Genomic DNA, 16,218 nt, shown 5'->3' on the forward strand with positions numbered 1-16,218 from the left:
TGACAGTCATGCCCGCCACGGGCATGACCGGTAAGGTCGCAAGGCTTTCTGCCTTCGCCATTCAGACAGATACCACCCCTTCGTGGTAAAGCCCGCCTCACGGCGGCTTTGCCTTTTTGCACGGAACCATGTCCGAGGTCCTGATGTGACTGTCTATCTGCCCATCGCGGAACTATCGGTGAATATCTTCATCATTCTGGGCATGGGCGCAGCTGTGGGGTTTCTGTCGGGCATGTTCGGTGTCGGCGGTGGCTTTCTCATCACGCCGCTTTTGATCTTTTACAACATCCCCCCCGTTGTTGCCGTGGCCACCGGCGCCAACCAGGTGGTCGCCTCTTCCGTTTCAGGCTCCATCAGTCACTTCCGGCGCGGCACGCTGGACGTAAAGCTCGGCGGCATGTTGCTGATCGGCGGTCTATGCGGGGCGACGGTCGGCGTGTGGCTGTTTACGCTGTTGCGCAGCATCGGTCAGCTAGACCTCATCATCTCGCTTCTCTACGTCATCCTGCTGTCGACCGTCGGCGCATTGATGCTGAAGGAAAGCATCTCGGCCATCCGCCGCTCTTCCCGCAACGAAAAGGTGACGCTGCGCCGTCCCGGCCATCACAACTGGGTCCACCGCCTGCCTCTGAAGATGCGGTTCAAGAAATCGAAGCTCTATCTCAGCGTCATTCCCATCATCGTGCTGGGGTTCGGCATCGGCGTGCTGACCTCGGTCATGGGTGTCGGCGGTGGCTTCATCATGGTGCCCGCCATGATCTATCTCTTGCGCGTGCCCACCAATGTCGTCGTCGGCACCTCGCTGTTCCAGATCATTTTCGTTACCGCCTATACGACCATCGTGCAGGCGGCGACAAACTTTTCCGTCGATATCGTGCTGGCCTTCATTCTCATGCTGGCAGGCGTCATCGGTGCGCAATATGGCGTCCGTGTCGGCCAGAAACTGCGTGGCGAACAGCTGCGTGCCCTTTTGGCGCTGCTGGTGCTGGCGGTGGGCATTCGCCTTGCCATCGGGCTGGTGCTGAGACCCGAAGACCTGTTTTCGGTGGCTGTCGGAGGGCTGGGCTATTGATCCGCATCGCCCTTCTCGCCGCCGCCCTGAGCGCGTTTTGCACATCCGCACTGGCGCAAACGCCGCCGCTGCCGATCGCGCCCGATGCCACCGGGCAATCGCGAACCCTGCAGGAAAACATCGAGATCGGCGCATCGACCACCGAAATCTCCATTGCCTCGGATTTTCGTGGCGCTGATTTCACCATGTTCGGCGCGCTGAACAATGCCGACCAGCTGCTGTTGGCCATCGGGCAGTACGACATCGTGGTGACGCTGGAAGGCCCAAATGAATATTCCACCGTGCGCAAGAAAAGCCGGGTGGCGGGCATCTGGATCAACACCAGCGCGATCACCTTTGCCCCGCTGCCGGAATCCTATTCCATGGCCAGCACCCGCAATATCGACAACATCGCAACGCCGGGCACGCTGAAAGCCATGGGCCTGGGCGTCGATCACCTGCCGCTGCGCAGCGCGGTATTTTCCGGCGTGCCCGACAATGTCTACGACTTCCAAGATGCCTATCGCCGCCTGAAACTGTCGAGCGGTATTTACCGCAACGACACGACCGGCGTGCGGCTGGAACGCACCGGCCTGTTCTGGGCGACGCTGCGCCTACCCGCCAACGTCCCCAACGGCGTTCACACGGCGCGTGCCTATCTGTTCAAGAGCGGCATGCCCGTGGCGCAGAAGGAATTGCGACTGCGCGTGGTGAAGACCGGCATGGAGCAGGCGATTACCGATGCCGCGCACCAGACGCCGGTGGTCTATGGCATGCTGTGCGTGCTGCTGGCCGTCGTGACGGGTTGGGGTGCGAGTCTTCTGTTCCGTCGCGATTGAGCGTCACGAAAACTTCACGAAGCGATCCTATTCATCAGTCGAGACTGAGCGATTTTCAGGATGAAAACATGCGCCTCGACCGGATTTTTCTTGCGGCCTTCATCACTTTCACCACCTCCATTTCCGCGCATGCCGAGACATTAGTCAGCGACAAATATATTGCACTGATGCGCCATGGCGTGCGACCGCAGACCAGCAGCAAGGAACTCGCGCAGATGTCTGCCAAACAATGGCCGATGTGGGATGCGCAGGACGGTCAGTTGACGCCGCACGGGGCCAAGGCCGCTGCGCAACTGGCCAAGTGGGAAGTTGGCATGCTTGCTTCGAAAGGTCTCGTGCCTTCAAGCGGATGCCCTGCACCGGATACCATCTTCGGTTGGGCCAACAGCACGGTTCAACGCACGATCGATACCGGCAATGTGGTCCTGTCGGCGATGTTTGAGGGGTGCGGGCTCAAAGTTGGTTCTTTTAAGGGTGATGGTCCCGACCCGCTCTATGAGGCATCCTCAACGGCGCTTGGCGCAATCGACGTCGAAAAGGCAAAGGCCGCTATTCTGCAGGCCGCTGGCGGCAGCTTCGACAGGATGAAGGAAAAGGCCGCACCATTGATGAAGGAGATGGATGCGATCCTAGGCTGCGACGCGGCCGATAGCGCCTGTTCGCTTCAAAACCGTCCGTGGGCGCTTGACGTCAAAGCGGCCAAGAATGACAAGCCAGCGAGCGTTTCCGTCAAAGGGCCGCTTGCCGAAGCCGGCACCGCCGTTCAGGTTTTTCTGCTGCAATATGCCAATGGCTTTCCGCCCGATCAGGTCGCCTTCGGCAAGGCTTCGACGGCGGACGACATCATCCGCCTGTCCGCCCTGCGCCAGATGAAATACGATGTTGGCAACCGCGTACCCTATCTGGCGCAGCGCGATGCATCGGACTTCCTCAACCAGATTTTGCTGTCGCTTGATACGAAGCCCTCCAAGGACGGACCGCCGGATGCAAAATTCCTGTTGTTCATGGGCAGCGATACGCAGCAGGCCGAAATCGCGACGATGCTCGGCATTCACTGGAAAATCCCGCCCTATCTGGACGACGAGACACCGCCAACCGGGGCTTTGACCTTCGAGCGGCTGCATGACGCAACAGGCAAGAGCTATGTTCGCATGGGGTTCGTTGCGCCATCTCTCGACCAAATTCGCAACGCCTCTGTGATCGATGAGCAGTCACCGCCCCTTCAGGCAGCTATTGCCGTGGCCGGATGCGAAAGCGAAGCGAGGGATGGAGCCTGCCCGCTTGACCGTTTTCTGGAGCTGGCCGGTGCGCAGATCGACAAGAGTGCTGTTACAGCCAATGCCTATCATTGAAGGCAATCAGCCGAGCAGGTTGTTGAACCGAACCGAATAAATCCGGTCCCGGCCCAGAAGATGCGCGACCAGCGCCGAATGATCGAACAGGCCATTCATCGCCTTGTGGCGCAAATCAAGCCCGCCGCTCAACACACCGAAGGCTGGCATCAGCATGCGGGTTCCGTCAGTGGCAAAGCAGGGGCGGCGTACCGATTTGTCGCGGCGGCGCACGGTTGCGGCGGGGTGGAGGTGGCCGGCGATTTCGCCCGGCGATGCGCACGGTTTCGGTTCGTGCCGGAAGACGAGGTTGCCGTAGAACATTTCATCCGACGAGGAGCCCGGCAAATCCACCGTACCATCGGGGTCGTGATTGCCGTTGATCCAGATCCACTCGCGGCCCTTCGCCATCTCCTTGATGAGATCGCGAAGCGGCAGCGGCAGGTGCTGCGAGCCGATGCGATCGTGGAAATTATCGCCAAGGCTGACGACGATCTTCGGGTCGTAGCGGGTGATCAGCGACGACAGGATTTTGAGCGTGGCGATGGTGTCGTAGGGCGGCAGGAGGCGGCCTCGGCGGGCAAAGGCAGCACCCTTTTCCAGGTGCAAATCCGAGACGACCAGCAGCGAGAGGTCGGGCAGGTACAGCCCGCCCAGCGGATCGCACCAGCCGGCGACGCCGTTGATGGCGGTTTCCGAGCCGAGGCATTCGAAGCCGGTGGCAAATTTGTCGCTCAGGGCAAGTCGGCTCAGCACGTTTCGGTTTTGTCCTTCATTTTTTGCAAGCGGATGCATCATGACATCGCATCCGCAATCAGCTCATCGGCGGCTTCGGCCAGCACGTCATCCATGGCTTGGCCCGGCACCGTCTCGCGCCCGATTTCCATCATGACCGGAACGGCCAGCGGCGAGACATGCTCCAGAGCGCAATGGGTGGTGTGGCCCTTGATTCGCCTTAGCATATCGCCAAGACGGCCAATGTCCAAAAGTCCGGCTGCGGCATCGCGCCGCGTGGCTTCCAGCAGGATGTGATCGGGCTCATGGCTGCGAAGAACGTCATAAATAAGATCGGCAGACACCGTCACCTGCCGCCCGGTCTTTTCCTTGCCGGGGTGGCGGCGCTCGATGAGGCCGGAAATGATCGCGCAATTGCGGAAGGTGCGTTTGAGCATGAAGGATTCGTCGAGCCATGCTTCGAGATCATCGCCCAGCATGTCCTCATCCAAGAGATCGGGCAGCGACAGGCGGTCGGATTGCAGGCGTCTGCCAATATCTTCCAGCGCCCATATGGCCAGTGAATAATCGGTGGCGACGAAGCCCATGGGCTTGGCCCCTGCCCGCTCCAGCCGCCGCGTCAAGAGCATGCCGAGCGTCTGGTGCGCCAGCCGCCCCTCGAAGGGGTACATGACCATGAAGAAGCGCTTGCGGAAGGGGAAGGTCTCGACCAGCAGCTCATCCCGTTTGGGGATGATGGATTTCTCCTTCTGGATCGCCAGCCAGTCGCGCACCTGATCCGGCAAGGCGTGCCAACGGGCGGGATCGGCCAGCATGGAGCGGACCTGATCTGCCAGATAGGTGGAGAGAGGAAACTTGCCGCCTGCATAGGACGGGATTTTCGGGTCCATGGAAAAGGCCTGACTGACGAGGCATTCGCTCTCGCGGATGCCTTCGAAGCGCAGCACCTTGCCCGCGAAGAGGAAGGTATCGCCCTGCACCAGTTGCTCTAGAAAATGCTCCTCGACCTTGCCGAGCGTCATGCCGCCGCGACCGATGGTGCCCTTAGCATTGCGCTTGACCATGCGGACATTCAGTTCTGCCGCCTCGACAATGGTGCCGAGATTGAGGCGATATTGCATGGCGACCTGCGGGTTGGAGACGCGCCACAGGCCGTCCTTCGTCTGGCGAATGCGGGCGTAACGCTCATAGGTGCGCAGGGCATAACCACCGGTGGCGGTGAAGTCGACGATGCGGTCGAACATCTCGCGCGGCAGGTTGGCGTATGGCGAAGCGGTGGTGACTTCGCGGTAGAGGTCATCGGCGTCAAAGGGTTCGGCGCAGGCCATGCCGAGGACATGCTGGGCCAGCACATCCAGCGCGCCCTCGGCTATCGGCGGCGTATCCTGCGCGCCGATGTAGTTGGCATCCAGTGCTGCGCGGCATTCCATGACCTCGAAGCGGTTGGCGGGCACGAGGATGGCCTTGGAGGGTTCGTCCATGCGGTGATTGGCACGGCCGATGCGCTGGGCAAGGCGGCTGGCCCCCTTGGGCGCACCGACATGCACGACGAGATCGACATCGCCCCAGTCGATACCGAGATCAAGCGTGGAGGTGGCGACGACGGCGCGCAACTTGTTATCCGCCATGGCCGCTTCCACCTTTCGGCGCTGGCCCGCATCCAGCGAGCCGTGGTGCAGCGCAATCGGCAGATTGTCGTCGTTGATGGTCCAGAGTTCCTGAAAGATGCGCTCGGCCTGCGAGCGGGTGTTGACGAAGATCAGCGTCGTCTTGTGGGCTTTCAAGGCCGGGTAGAGATCCTGCATGGCGTAACGCGCCGAATGGCCGGACCAGGGAATGCGTTCTTCCGTGCCGAGAATGGCGATGTCTGGCTTTGCGCCACCATCGACGATGATGAGACCGGCGGTGGGTTCGCCTTTTGCCTGCGGGCTGAGATAGCGTTGCAAATCCATCGGATCTGCCACCGTCGCAGAAAGACCGATGGTGCGCATGGCGGGGGCGTGTTTGCGGATGCGGGCAATGGCCAGCGACAGCAGATGGCCGCGCTTGGAGGTGACGAGCGAATGCAGCTCGTCCAGCACGACATATTTCAGGTCTTTGAAGAAGCGTTCGGCTTCCTTGTTGGCGAGCAGCAACGAGACTTGTTCGGGCGTCGTCAGCAGAATGTCGGGTGGTTTCAGCTTCTGTCGCTGGCGTTTGGACTGCGGCGTATCGCCGGTACGGGTTTCGACCGAAATGGGCAGGCCCATTTCCGACACCGGCTTCATCAGGTTACGCTCGATGTCGACAGCCAGCGCTTTGAGCGGCGAGATGTAGAGCGTGTGGACGCCGACGAAGGCCGAGCCGGGTGGAACCTTGCCGCGTTCTGCCAGATCGGTCAGCGAGGCCATAAAGCCGCCCAGAGTCTTGCCCGCCCCGGTTGGCGCTATCAGCAGCATGTTTTCGCCGGATCGCGCACGAGCGGATAATTCCAGCTGATGGGCGCGCGGGCTCCAGCCCTTTTCGCCGAACCATTTCTGGAAGGATAAAGGCAAGGTGCCGACGTCTACGCCGGAGATGGGGGGCTCTGTGTGTTTCACTGCTCTAAAGTAGTGAAACACGGGCGAAAAAGAAGGGCCTTACATCGCGATATAGCGATCGTTTCGGTGATTGACGGCGATGACGAGGTTCATGACCAGCGCGCCGAGGATGGAGCAGAGAATGATGAAGGGGGTGGCGACGAAGAAGGCGCAGATGAGGACCGTGCAGTCAAACGCCAATTGCGCAAGGCCTGCGCGGATGCCGAAACGGTCTTGCAGGTAAAGCGCCAGAATGCCGAAGCCGCCAAGGCTGGTGCGGTGGCGAAACAGGGCCAACATGCCGGCGGCGACCGTGAGCCCGCCAAAGAGGGCCGCGACGATGGGGTTGACGTTTTGCAGCACGATGAGGTGCGGCAGATATTCCGACAGGACAGACGTCAGCGCGATGGCGCAGAAGGTCTTGATGGTGAAGGCCAGGCCGAGGCGGCGCAGAGCGAGATAATAGAACGGCATGTTAGCGAGGAAGAACAGCAGGCCAAAGCTGAGGCCCGTAGCATAGTGCAGCAGAAAGGCGACGCCGACGACACCGCCGGTCAAAAGTCCACCGCCTGACAGAAGCACCACACCGAGCGAGGCAAGCATGCTGCCCGCGACGACGGCTTGTGCATCTTCCACGAGGGAATGCTTATCTGATGTCGACGCCCAAAACCTGATGCGCTTGCGCTCTGCTATGTCGCTCATGATTGTCCCCGCGTTGCAGTCTTAACTCTTTGCGCCGCGTTGGCCGAAAATTCAAGCGTTCAGCGCACGACGATATAGCGATCCGAGCGATGATTGATGGCGAGGAAGAGGTTGAGTACGAAGGCGCCGACGATGGAGTAAAGCACCGTTTCGGGATTGATGACGGCAAAGGCGGCGATCATGACGCAGCTATCGAAGGCAAGCTGGATGAGACCGGCACGGATGCCGAAACGGTCCTGAATGTAGATGGCGAGAATGCCGATGCCGCCGAGGCTGGCGCGGTGGCGATAGAGCGCCAGAAGGCCGTAACCCAGGAGAAGACCGCCGAGCAGAGCGGCCCAGAGCGGATTGATGCTTTCCACCACCATCCACCGGCTTTCCAGTTCCGTCAGCACCGACACGAGGCCGATGGCGATGAAGGTTTTGAGCGAGAAGGCAAGGCCCAAGCGGCGGAAGGACAGGTAGTAGAAGGGAAGATTGACGAGGAAAAACAGCAGACCGAAGCTGATGCCGAAGGCGTAGTGCAGAAGAAAGGCGACGCCCGCCGTGCCGCCGGTGAGCAGGCCGACCTTGGCGAGAAGGTAGAAACCGAGTGCGGAGACGATGCTTCCGGTGACGATGCCCTGAATGTCTTCCACCGGCGCGTGCTTGGCCGGATCGGCACTCCACATGCCATAGACGCTTCTCGTGAATGCCATGCGCGCTACCCCGAAATGGAACTGTCAGTTTTATGAGAGTGCATCGCCGCATCGTCATTCTTGCGATTGGATCGGCTCAACGGGGTCTATTTTGCACTGCAAGAGGCCGCGTTTCAATATCGATACGTAAGCAAGGCTGACCTATCGATAAAAAGGCAAGAAACGAAAAGATCAGGTGGGTTTTCTGGCAAGAAACAGAATGCCGGAGAGGGGTTTTCCGGCGTCCTTGCGAATGGTGGTTTTGCGGGTGTCCAGCGTTTGCAGGCCGGATGTGTCCAGCAAGGCGCGAACATAGGCTTCCGAATGGGCGTAACGCAGGGATGGCAGGAGGATAAAGCCTTCCTCGTTCCCTGCATCCTCTACCGAAAAGGCGAAGGTTCCGCCCGGTGCCAGCAGCGCCAGGACGAGCGGCATGACGGTTTCGAGACTGCCGAGATACATCATGACATCGGCGGCTGCGACCAGATCGGCGCGGTGATGGGGAAGGTCATCGGCAAAGAGGCCGGATGTTTCTGCTGCGAGCGAAAGATCAGCTTGCGCCAGATGGTGGTAGATGGTCTTTTCTTCGGCCTTGGCCAGCATGTTGGTGGAGATGTCGAAGCCTTCGAGGCGCTGCGTCCAATTGCGGATTTCGAGACCCAGCAGGCCGGTGCCGCAGCCGATATCGACTGTGCAGGTGAATTGGTCGCCAATTGGTTTTGCGGTTTCGATTAGGGCTGCCAGTTTCTGCGGCACGCTGTACTCAAGCTTTTCGACCAGCGAGGTTTCGAAACGGTCGGCGTAATCATCGAACAGGCCTTCGACATAGGCGCTTGGCGGTTGCTCCGGTGTTTCGGCGGCGCCGAGTACGGCGAGTTTGAGTGGGGCTGCGAAGATACCCTCGGGGTCCAGGCGATCAACGGTCTCATAGGCGGCTATGGCCTTGTCCCTCTGCCCCGCCTTGTCGCAATAGTCTCCCAGCTGGACCCAGCCGGCGGCCCATGATGGTGTGAGTTCCAGCGCCTGCTCCATCAGTTCGGCAGCAGCAGTGTGATCTGCGCTTTCCGCCAGCATGCGGGCGTAATCTGCGCGCCGGTCTGCGATGGCATCGCCGGACGAAAACTGGTGTGGGGCCATGCACGCTTTCCTGAAAGAGGTGGGCTGTCTTTCATCAGGCCATAAAAAAACTCAAGTCCTATTTCATGGCACCGGCAAATATGGCGCTGATAATGCGCCGACGCTTGCATTGAGGCACCATGCTTTCTATGTCTTGGCTGAATTCAGGAGATTTTGCAGATGGCCGGTGAGGTGGATAAGGTGCTGGGTGACAGTGTAGCGCGCACGATCATAAAGTTGCTGGTCGTATCTCTGATCGTCGGCTTCGTCATGGCTGTCTTCGGCCTGACACCATGGAACATCATCTATGGCGTCAGAAATTTCGTGCTCGACCTCTGGCACAGCGGCTTCCGCGCTCTGGGCAGCATCGGCGACTATCTGCTGGCGGGTGCCGTGATCGTCGTCCCCGTTTTCATCATCCTTCGCCTTTTGAGCTTCCGCCGCTGATATGACCCAACATTCCCTGCTTACCTTTTCCCGACGCGGCTTCGTGCTGGTGTCTGCCAGTGCCGCTCTTTCGGCCTGCGTTTCCACGCCCACAAACAAGGGTGTGGCCTCCGGCACGCGCGATGAAACGGCTGCGGCCCTGCCCATGGTCAACGAGCTTCGCCGCTCGAAGGGCCTACCCTTACTTTCGGTCAACAGCGCCGCCCAACAGGCCGCCGCTTATCAGGCCAACCGCATGGTGAAAGCGCAGAAAATGGCGCATCTCATCGGCCTAACCGACAGTTTTCTCATCCGCATGAAGGACGGCGGCGTGCCGCTGCCTGCGGCTGAAAATGTTGCGGCTGGGCAGGATACGGTCGAACGCGTGGTGAAGGCGTGGATTAGCTCTCCGCACCATCTGGAGAATATGCTGGGCAATTATGGCGGGCTGGGTGTGGCGGTTGCCTATGATGCGGCGGCGAAGAATAGGCCGTATTGGGCGATGGTGCTTTGCCGGTGATGGGGTTGGATTAGAGGCCTCTCGACCTGTAATTCTCCGTCACCCCGCACTTGAAGGCATGGCGTTGCGGCTTGGTTTCTTCTCCCCGCCGGGGAGAAGGCGGAAAAAAGCGACCGTTACACGCTCTTTCAAACGTTTCCGTCGTCATGCTCGGGCTTGTCCCGGGCATCTGCTACGTTGCGATTTTGGAGGCGTGATTAGATCCTAGGGACAAGCCCTAGGATGATGGAGGTGGGAGCCTCGTATTTATCCGCTAAATCGTCCGCTCGGCCCAGCCATCCACCGCGCTATCGCGCAATTCTCGGATATTCCCAACCCGTTCACGCTCCACCAATGTGGAAAGCCCGCGCACGATGCGGCCCGGAAGAGCCGGCCCCTCATAAACCATGCAGGAATAAAGCTGCACGAGATCGGCACCGGCGCGGATTTTTTCCAGCGCGGTTTCGGCGGATGACACACCGCCGACGCCGATGATGGGCAGAGCGGGGCCGACGCGTTTGCGCATTTTCGCGAGAACCGTGGTGGAGAGATCGAACAGCGGCTTGCCGGACAGGCCGCCGGTTTCGTGATTATTGGGGCCGGGGCGCAGGCCATCGCGCGACAGCGTGGTGTTGGAGACGATGAGGCCGTCGAGATTATGGGCCAGCACTTCTGCGGCGATATCGTCCAGTCCCTCCTCCGTCAGATCAGGCGCGATCTTCAAGAAGACCGGAATGGGGCGGTTCAGCTTCTGTGCCTCGGCATCGCGCTTTTCCAGCACGGCTTTCAACAGGGCAGACAGGCTTTCGCGCGCCTGCAAATCACGCAGGCCCGGCGTGTTGGGCGAGGAGATGTTGGCGGTAAAATAGGAGGCGACGGAGGCGAAGGTTTCGATGCCCTTTACGTAATCCGAGATACGATCTTCACTATCCTTGTTGGCACCGATATTGACGCCGACGAGGCCGCGCAGGCCAGCGGCGATGAGGCGCGCGAGGGCTGCGGCATGGCCTTCATTGTTGAAACCGAGGCGGTTGATAACGGCATCGTTTTCCACGAGGCGGAAGATGCGCGGTTTAGGATTGCCCGATTGCGGGCGCGGCGTGACCGTGCCGATCTCTGTAAAGCCGAAACCCAGCTTCAGCAATGGGCCGGGCACTTCCGCGTTCTTGTCATAACCAGCCGCCATGCCAAGTGGGTTGGGGAAGACGAGGCCAGCGACCGTCTGTTGCAGGCGCGGATCGTGCGGCACCATGCAGGTGGGGATGAAGCCGGAGCGCAGCGCGGTGATCGACATGCCGTGGGCCACTTCCGGGTCTATCAGAAACAGGCCGCGCCGACCGATCGAGGAAAAAATTCCGCTCATCATGCAATCTCCGGAAACTGGTGGGCGCCTTCATCATCAAGTGTCAGCGGTGTTTCCCAAAGGACCGCGTTCAAGGGCAGAGGCGCGTAAAGATGTGGGAATTGATCGCCACCGCGTGAGGTTTCGAACACCAGCTTGTCACCCAGCGCGCCACCATCGACGGCGACCAGCAGAAGATCGTCCTGACCGGCAAAGTGCTTGAGCGCAGTTTCCTTGACCTGGGCTGCGGTGGAGAAATGAATGTAACCATCCTTGAGGTCTATGGCTGCGCCCTTGAAAACACCCGCTTCCTTCGCGTCCCGCCAAAGGTCTGTCGGTACGATCTTGTAAATGACCTGATTGATAATCGGGGGCGTTTCACTCATGCGGCGTCTCCTTCATATGCGGGCGGTTTGCCGCAAATGCCTGTGCTTGTCCACCGCTTCACACAGAATTTTGCGCATTGACGGCGCGGTATGGGCCTTGGGACGTATTGAGCGCTTGTGTTGCGTCGACATTTACGCAATCCTTGGGTTCTGGGGTCTTGATGTCTGAGAAGGCTTCCCGAAAAATGATGCGCACATGAAATGCTCTTGGGAGGGGGCGCGGCATGTCACAGCTGACCATCATCATCGCCGATGACCATCCCCTGTTTCGCGGCGCGTTGTGCCAGGCGGTTGCGGGGTTGGACGGCGACAATACCATTATCGAGGCCGGTGATTTCGAGGCGGCAAAGACAGCAGCCGCTGACCAGCCGGATGCCGATCTCATGTTGCTGGACCTCGCCATGCCGGGTGTCAGCGGGTTTTCCGGGCTGATGGCGCTTCGGGCAGAGTTTTCCAGCCTGCCCATCGTCATCGTTTCCGCGACCGACGATCCGGCCACCATGCGCCGCGCCATCGAGCTTGGCGCGTCCGGCTTCATCTCCAAATCATCCGGCATCGAGGACATGCGCGCCGGTATTCGCGCCGTGCTGGAGGGTGATGTCTGGATACCGGCATCCTGTCAGACCGGGCTGGATCATGATCCCGATATGGCCGACCTGATCAATCGTCTGCGAACCCTCACACCACAGCAAAACCGCGTGCTGGGCATGCTCGGCGAAGGTTTACTGAACAAGCAGATCGCCTATGAGTTGAGCGTATCGGAAGCCACGATCAAGGCGCATGTCTCGGCGATATTGTTGAAACTGAAAGTCGATAGCCGGACACAGGCCGTCATTCAGCTTTCAAAGATCAATATGTCGACTTTGGTTGCATAAAGATAAGGATTTTATTCCTTTTATTACTTTACTCTTTGGACACATTTGGCTAGGTTCCACTTTATATCGAAGAGAGCCGCGTGACGACGCCGCTCCACCCGGGCCCTGAACATGCTGTCACACGATAATATCTGGAGTGCGATCGACACGCTTGCCGACCGGAACCAGCTTTCGCCGTCCGGGTTGGCGCGCAAGGCGGGGCTGGACCCGACATCGTTCAACAAATCCAAGCGGGTGGGACCGGATGGACGCCAGCGCTGGCCATCGACCGAATCCATCTCCAAGGTTCTGGAAGCAACCGGCGCGACGATCGACCAATTCTTCGGCTTTGCCATGGGGCACGCGAACAAAAACGCCCTGCCCGACGGCAATTTTCCGCCCCAGACGGGTGCCATTCCCCTGATCGGTTTTGCCCAGGCGGGCTCCGGTGGCTTTTTCGACGATGGTGGTTTTCCCGCCGGCCAAGGTTGGGACGTGGTGGACTTTCCCTCTTCGCCCGCCAACAAGGCTGGTGCCTATGCGCTGGAAGTACAAGGCGACAGCATGATGCCGCTGTACCGCGATGGCGATGTGCTGATCGTGGAGCCGGGCGCGCAGGTGCGGCGCGGTGACCGCGTGGTGGTGAAAACCCGGGATGGCGAGGTCATGGCCAAGGTCCTAGCCCGCCAGACGGCCAAAACCATCGAGCTTTTCTCGCTCAACCCTGAGCATCCCAACCGCAGTTTCGATCTCAACGAGGTGGAATGGATGGCGCGGATTATCTGGGCCAGCCAGTAATTCGCGTTAAAACATTCCGTAAGGGAAATAGCGGCGGTAGATTTCTTCCAGACGCCCGTTACGCGACAGCGCAGCCAGCGCCTGATCGAAGGCGGGGACCAGCTTGTTTTCCGGATCGACCGTCATGATCGACAGACCCTCGCCCAAAAAGCGGTCCGACATATAGGGGCCATCGAACATGGCGCAGCAGCCACTGGACGCCGTGCCGGCAACCCAGAACGGCAGGCGCAGGCCATCGGCAAAGACGGCGTCGATCTTGCCGGATTTCAGGGCCTCATACATCGGCTCGTAACCATCGAAACCATTGACCAGAACGGCCGGGAAAAAGGCTTTCAGCATCGCCTCATGGCGGGAGTTGGTGACCACGCCGACTTTTTTGCCAGACAGAGCACTGGCCGATTGCCCATCCAGCTTAACCGCTTTGTTCACCGCGAAGCGAGCAGGCAAAAGCGTATAGGGCCGTGTAAAACTGAAACTCTTGCGCAGATCGGAGCTGGAGGCGATGCCCGACATGACAGCCTCACCCTCACCCATTTCCACCGCTGCTTCCAGCTCGTCGAACGGCAGCGCCTGTACCTGGCATTTGTTTTCGATCTTAAGCTGTGCGCAGATCTCTCGGGCAAGATCGACGTGGAAACCCACCAGACGCCCATCCTGATCGGTAAAGTTAAACGGCGGGAAATCCACCGACATCAAAAAACGCACGCGGGAGACAGTCGATAGATCTGCACCGGGCATGCGCTCCTGCGCATCGAACAGCACAGGCAGGCGCCCAGTTTGTGCCAAATCCTGCGCGTGCGGCTGAATCGGGGCTGAAAAAATGATCGCACCGGCCAAGAAAGCAAAAATACTACTAATTTTCAGGGGTGCAACTATGGGGCGCATGTATATCATCCGGACGTGCATTGTTGGGGCGCTACCATTGACGGTGGCTGATTGTGTATGTCGCGTTTTGAAGAATATACACAAGTCTCGCAAAACGCGATGCTGGTGCAAGGCGAAATTCTAGCATTCGATCCGTTGGAAGATGATCCATTCTCGCTGTTTGGCAAAACCACGCCGGAGCGGGACGACGTTGCCTTTCTGAAATCGCTTGGGTTGGGCAAACCGCATATCGAACGATATACCGCGCGAGCCCAACGCAATGGATCGAGTTTCGAGGCGGAGTTGCTGGCCGACGGGTTGGTGACAGAAGACGCCTATTTCGGTGCCTTCGCCCGCTTTTTGCGACTGCCATTCAGCGCTGAGCTGGATGGGGCAATCGTGGTGGACACACCGTCGCTCGACATTCAGTTGCTGGAAACGCGCATGGTGCGCCTGTCTCCAGCCGACGCCAAACCCTATATCGCTGTTACCCCCGACATAGAGAGCATCGAGCGGCTGAAGGCAGCACTCGACACCAGACCGATGGTTGCCGCCGACCTCATCGTCACCACGCCGTCCGCGCTTCGAAAAGCCGTGTGGACGGCGGGTGCGGAACGACGGACCCGGCAAACTATCAACGCGCTCTTTGAAGCGACGCCGCTCTATTCCGCACGCATTACCTTGCATGGAAAACAGGGGTTTCTGCTCGGCATGTGCGCAGCCTGTCTTGTCGGATCGATGCTTCTGTCGCCAGCGCTGACATTTCAGCTTTTGCACATTGTCACGGCCGCGCTTTACATGGCAGCCGTGCTCTTTCGTCTTGTTCCCAAGCGGGATGAGCCTTTCAGGCGCAACCTCGCTGTTATCGAGCAGTCGAACGACGAGCAATTGCCTGTTTACACCATTCTCGTCGCTCTCTACCGCGAAGAAGCGGTGGCGGAGCAGCTCATCAACGCGCTTGACCGGCTCGACTGGCCGAAATCCCGGCTGGATATCAAACTCGTTTGCGAAGCCGACGACGCCGCCACCATCGATGCGATCATCCGCCTCAACCCCGGTTATCACATCGAACTCGTCCGCGTGCCGCCATCCTTGCCGCGAACAAAACCGAAGGCACTGACCTATGCTCTGTCGGGCGCGCGCGGAGAGTTCATCGCGGTTTACGATGCGGAAGACCGCCCCCATCCCAAACAATTGCGAGAAGCCTACGCCCGCTTTCGCACAGAGACAGACCAGCTTGCGTGTCTGCAAGCGCCGCTCATTATCAGCAATGCCAATGCCTCCTGGATCACCTCATCCTTTTCGCTGGAATATTCGGCCTTGTTTCGGCGCATGTTGCCCATGCTGGCGCGCATGAAGATGCCTCTTCCGCTCGGCGGGACGTCCAATCACTTTCGCACTGCCATCTTGCGAAAGGTCGGAGCATGGGACCCCTATAATGTCACTGAGGATGCCGATCTTGGGCTGCGGTTGCACAGGCTGGGCTACCAATCCGATGTCATCAGCTACCAGACACTCGAGGACGCGCCGACAGACATTTTCGTTTGGCTAAACCAGCGCAGCCGCTGGTTCAAGGGCTGGCTACAAAGTTGGCTGGTGATGATGCGCTCGCCAGTGGCCATTTCCAGGGAAATGGGGTGGAAGGCCTATCTTGTTTTCCATCTGCTAATCGGCGGGATGCTGCTGTCGTCGCTCACGCATCCACTGTTTATTCTGTACGTTCTCTATATCGGCCACATCATCTGGACAGAGGGAATGGCGGCGCTGTCAGCCTCTCAGCTCGTGATGTTCAGTATCGACATGCTCAACATTGTCGCCAGCTACACGATCTTTCTACTGATGGGCAGACGCGCGATGATACCGCATGAGCGCAAGCTTGTTGGCAAACGGTGGCTCTATACCCCGCTCTATTGGCTGATGCTATCCGTTGCTGCGTGGCGCGCGCTTTACGAGCTTCGCTACAAACCCTTCGTGTGGAACAAGACGCCACACAAGCCGAGATCAAGAAATCACTAAAATTTTAATTAAATTAACTGGTTT

General features: G+C 59.2%; 16 protein-coding genes. 8 read left to right on the forward strand and 8 right to left on the reverse strand.

The annotated features are described in order from the left end of the window. Nucleotides 1–145: 145 nt before the first annotated feature. From RRU01S_RS08715 to RRU01S_RS08725, 3 genes are all read left to right on the forward strand, one after another. Nucleotides 146–1,072, forward strand: coding sequence for a sulfite exporter TauE/SafE family protein (locus tag RRU01S_RS08715; RefSeq protein ID WP_045229872.1), 927 nt, complete (start codon nucleotides 146–148; stop codon nucleotides 1,070–1,072). Then, nucleotides 1,069–1,890, forward strand: a complete 822-nt coding sequence (locus RRU01S_RS08720; RefSeq protein ID WP_045229873.1) for a TIGR02186 family protein — start codon at nucleotides 1,069–1,071, stop codon at nucleotides 1,888–1,890. Before RRU01S_RS08715 ends, RRU01S_RS08720 begins: the two co-directional genes overlap by 4 nt. 68 nt (nucleotides 1,891–1,958) lie before the next feature. Then, the gene (locus RRU01S_RS08725) at nucleotides 1,959–3,242 is read left to right on the forward strand and encodes a histidine-type phosphatase (RefSeq protein ID WP_052816043.1); all 1,284 of its coding nucleotides are present in this window, start codon (nucleotides 1,959–1,961) and stop codon (nucleotides 3,240–3,242) included. A 6-nt stretch (nucleotides 3,243–3,248) separates the two neighbouring features. On the opposite strand, the gene pdeM is transcribed toward RRU01S_RS08725, so the two are convergent. The 5 genes from pdeM to RRU01S_RS08750 form a co-directional block, all read right to left on the reverse strand. Then, nucleotides 3,249–3,977 (reverse strand): ligase-associated DNA damage response endonuclease PdeM, encoded by a 729-nt coding sequence (pdeM, locus tag RRU01S_RS08730; protein WP_045229937.1) that lies wholly within the window; start codon nucleotides 3,975–3,977, stop codon nucleotides 3,249–3,251. Nucleotides 3,978–4,015: 38 nt separating this feature from the next. Beyond that, a complete protein-coding gene (locus RRU01S_RS08735) occupies nucleotides 4,016–6,535 on the reverse strand; it encodes a ligase-associated DNA damage response DEXH box helicase (RefSeq protein ID WP_045229874.1) in 2,520 nt (839 codons plus the stop codon). 39 nt (nucleotides 6,536–6,574) lie between these two features. Continuing rightward, nucleotides 6,575–7,216, reverse strand: coding sequence for a YitT family protein (locus tag RRU01S_RS25800; RefSeq protein ID WP_045229875.1), 642 nt, complete (start codon nucleotides 7,214–7,216; stop codon nucleotides 6,575–6,577). Nucleotides 7,217–7,275: 59 nt separating this feature from the next. After that, the gene (locus RRU01S_RS08745; RefSeq protein ID WP_045229938.1) at nucleotides 7,276–7,887 is read right to left on the reverse strand and encodes a YitT family protein; all 612 of its coding nucleotides are present in this window, start codon (nucleotides 7,885–7,887) and stop codon (nucleotides 7,276–7,278) included. A 198-nt stretch (nucleotides 7,888–8,085) separates the two neighbouring features. After that, entirely contained in the window at nucleotides 8,086–9,030 is a 945-nt protein-coding gene (locus RRU01S_RS08750; RefSeq protein ID WP_045229876.1) for a class I SAM-dependent methyltransferase, read from the reverse strand. 159 nt (nucleotides 9,031–9,189) lie between these two features. On the opposite strand from RRU01S_RS08750, the gene RRU01S_RS08755 reads away from it, so the two are divergent. Together RRU01S_RS08755 and RRU01S_RS08760 are read left to right on the forward strand one after the other, a co-directional pair. Further along, on the forward strand, nucleotides 9,190–9,456 hold the full coding sequence (locus RRU01S_RS08755; RefSeq protein WP_045229877.1) for a DUF6460 domain-containing protein: 267 nt from the start codon (nucleotides 9,190–9,192) through the stop codon (nucleotides 9,454–9,456). Nucleotide 9,457: 1 nt separating this feature from the next. After that, nucleotides 9,458–9,955 (forward strand): CAP domain-containing protein, encoded by a 498-nt coding sequence (locus tag RRU01S_RS08760; protein ID WP_045229878.1) that lies wholly within the window; start codon nucleotides 9,458–9,460, stop codon nucleotides 9,953–9,955. A 253-nt stretch (nucleotides 9,956–10,208) separates the two neighbouring features. Here the strand turns inward: RRU01S_RS08760 and RRU01S_RS08765 are convergent, their stop codons facing one another. Together RRU01S_RS08765 and RRU01S_RS08770 are read right to left on the reverse strand one after the other, a co-directional pair. Continuing rightward, complete coding sequence (locus RRU01S_RS08765) at nucleotides 10,209–11,297, reverse strand: quinone-dependent dihydroorotate dehydrogenase (protein WP_045229879.1); 1,089 nt, start codon at nucleotides 11,295–11,297, stop codon at nucleotides 10,209–10,211. After that, nucleotides 11,297–11,662, reverse strand: coding sequence for a DUF952 domain-containing protein (locus RRU01S_RS08770; RefSeq protein WP_045229880.1), 366 nt, complete (start codon nucleotides 11,660–11,662; stop codon nucleotides 11,297–11,299). The genes RRU01S_RS08765 and RRU01S_RS08770 overlap by 1 nt, the downstream gene beginning before the upstream one ends. 224 nt (nucleotides 11,663–11,886) lie before the next feature. On the opposite strand from RRU01S_RS08770, the gene RRU01S_RS08775 reads away from it, so the two are divergent. Both RRU01S_RS08775 and RRU01S_RS08780 read left to right on the forward strand, forming a co-directional pair. Further along, the gene (locus tag RRU01S_RS08775; RefSeq protein ID WP_045229881.1) at nucleotides 11,887–12,537 is read left to right on the forward strand and encodes a response regulator; all 651 of its coding nucleotides are present in this window, start codon (nucleotides 11,887–11,889) and stop codon (nucleotides 12,535–12,537) included. Nucleotides 12,538–12,648: 111 nt separating this feature from the next. Beyond that, nucleotides 12,649–13,314, forward strand: coding sequence for a S24 family peptidase (locus RRU01S_RS08780; protein ID WP_045229882.1), 666 nt, complete (start codon nucleotides 12,649–12,651; stop codon nucleotides 13,312–13,314). A gap of 6 nt (nucleotides 13,315–13,320) precedes the next feature. Here the strand turns inward: RRU01S_RS08780 and RRU01S_RS08785 are convergent, their stop codons facing one another. Further along, complete coding sequence (locus RRU01S_RS08785; RefSeq protein ID WP_045229939.1) at nucleotides 13,321–14,082, reverse strand: transporter substrate-binding domain-containing protein; 762 nt, start codon at nucleotides 14,080–14,082, stop codon at nucleotides 13,321–13,323. A gap of 174 nt (nucleotides 14,083–14,256) precedes the next feature. Between RRU01S_RS08785 and RRU01S_RS08790 the strand changes: the two genes are divergently transcribed. Beyond that, nucleotides 14,257–16,194 carry a glycosyltransferase family 2 protein gene (locus tag RRU01S_RS08790; RefSeq protein WP_045229883.1) on the forward strand — a complete coding sequence of 646 codons (1,938 nt, stop codon included), beginning with the start codon at nucleotides 14,257–14,259 and terminating at the stop codon, nucleotides 16,192–16,194. The last annotated feature ends 24 nt before the right edge of the window (nucleotides 16,195–16,218 follow it).

This window comes from Agrobacterium rubi TR3 = NBRC 13261 (assembly GCF_000739935.1).
Taxonomy (GTDB): domain Bacteria; phylum Pseudomonadota; class Alphaproteobacteria; order Rhizobiales; family Rhizobiaceae; genus Agrobacterium; species Agrobacterium rubi.

What these genes read in the sequence shown, in the direction of transcription:
- RRU01S_RS08725 (WP_052816043.1), top strand. Translation starts at nt 1,959, where the DNA reads ATGCGCCTCGACCGGATTTTTCTTGCGGCCTTCATCACTTTCACCACC.
- RRU01S_RS08745 (WP_045229938.1), bottom strand. Translation starts at nt 7,887, where the DNA reads ATGTGGAGTGCCGATCCGGCCAAGCACGCGCCGGTGGAAGACATTCAG.
- RRU01S_RS08780 (WP_045229882.1), top strand. Translation starts at nt 12,649, where the DNA reads ATGCTGTCACACGATAATATCTGGAGTGCGATCGACACGCTTGCCGAC.
- RRU01S_RS08755 (WP_045229877.1), top strand. Translation starts at nt 9,190, where the DNA reads ATGGCCGGTGAGGTGGATAAGGTGCTGGGTGACAGTGTAGCGCGCACG.
- RRU01S_RS08775 (WP_045229881.1), top strand. Translation starts at nt 11,887, where the DNA reads ATGTCACAGCTGACCATCATCATCGCCGATGACCATCCCCTGTTTCGC.
- RRU01S_RS08765 (WP_045229879.1), bottom strand. Translation starts at nt 11,297, where the DNA reads ATGAGCGGAATTTTTTCCTCGATCGGTCGGCGCGGCCTGTTTCTGATA.
- RRU01S_RS08770 (WP_045229880.1), bottom strand. Translation starts at nt 11,662, where the DNA reads ATGAGTGAAACGCCCCCGATTATCAATCAGGTCATTTACAAGATCGTA.
- RRU01S_RS08760 (WP_045229878.1), top strand. Translation starts at nt 9,458, where the DNA reads ATGACCCAACATTCCCTGCTTACCTTTTCCCGACGCGGCTTCGTGCTG.
- RRU01S_RS08790 (WP_045229883.1), top strand. Translation starts at nt 14,257, where the DNA reads ATGTCGCGTTTTGAAGAATATACACAAGTCTCGCAAAACGCGATGCTG.
- RRU01S_RS08750 (WP_045229876.1), bottom strand. Translation starts at nt 9,030, where the DNA reads ATGGCCCCACACCAGTTTTCGTCCGGCGATGCCATCGCAGACCGGCGC.
- RRU01S_RS25800 (WP_045229875.1), bottom strand. Translation starts at nt 7,216, where the DNA reads ATGAGCGACATAGCAGAGCGCAAGCGCATCAGGTTTTGGGCGTCGACA.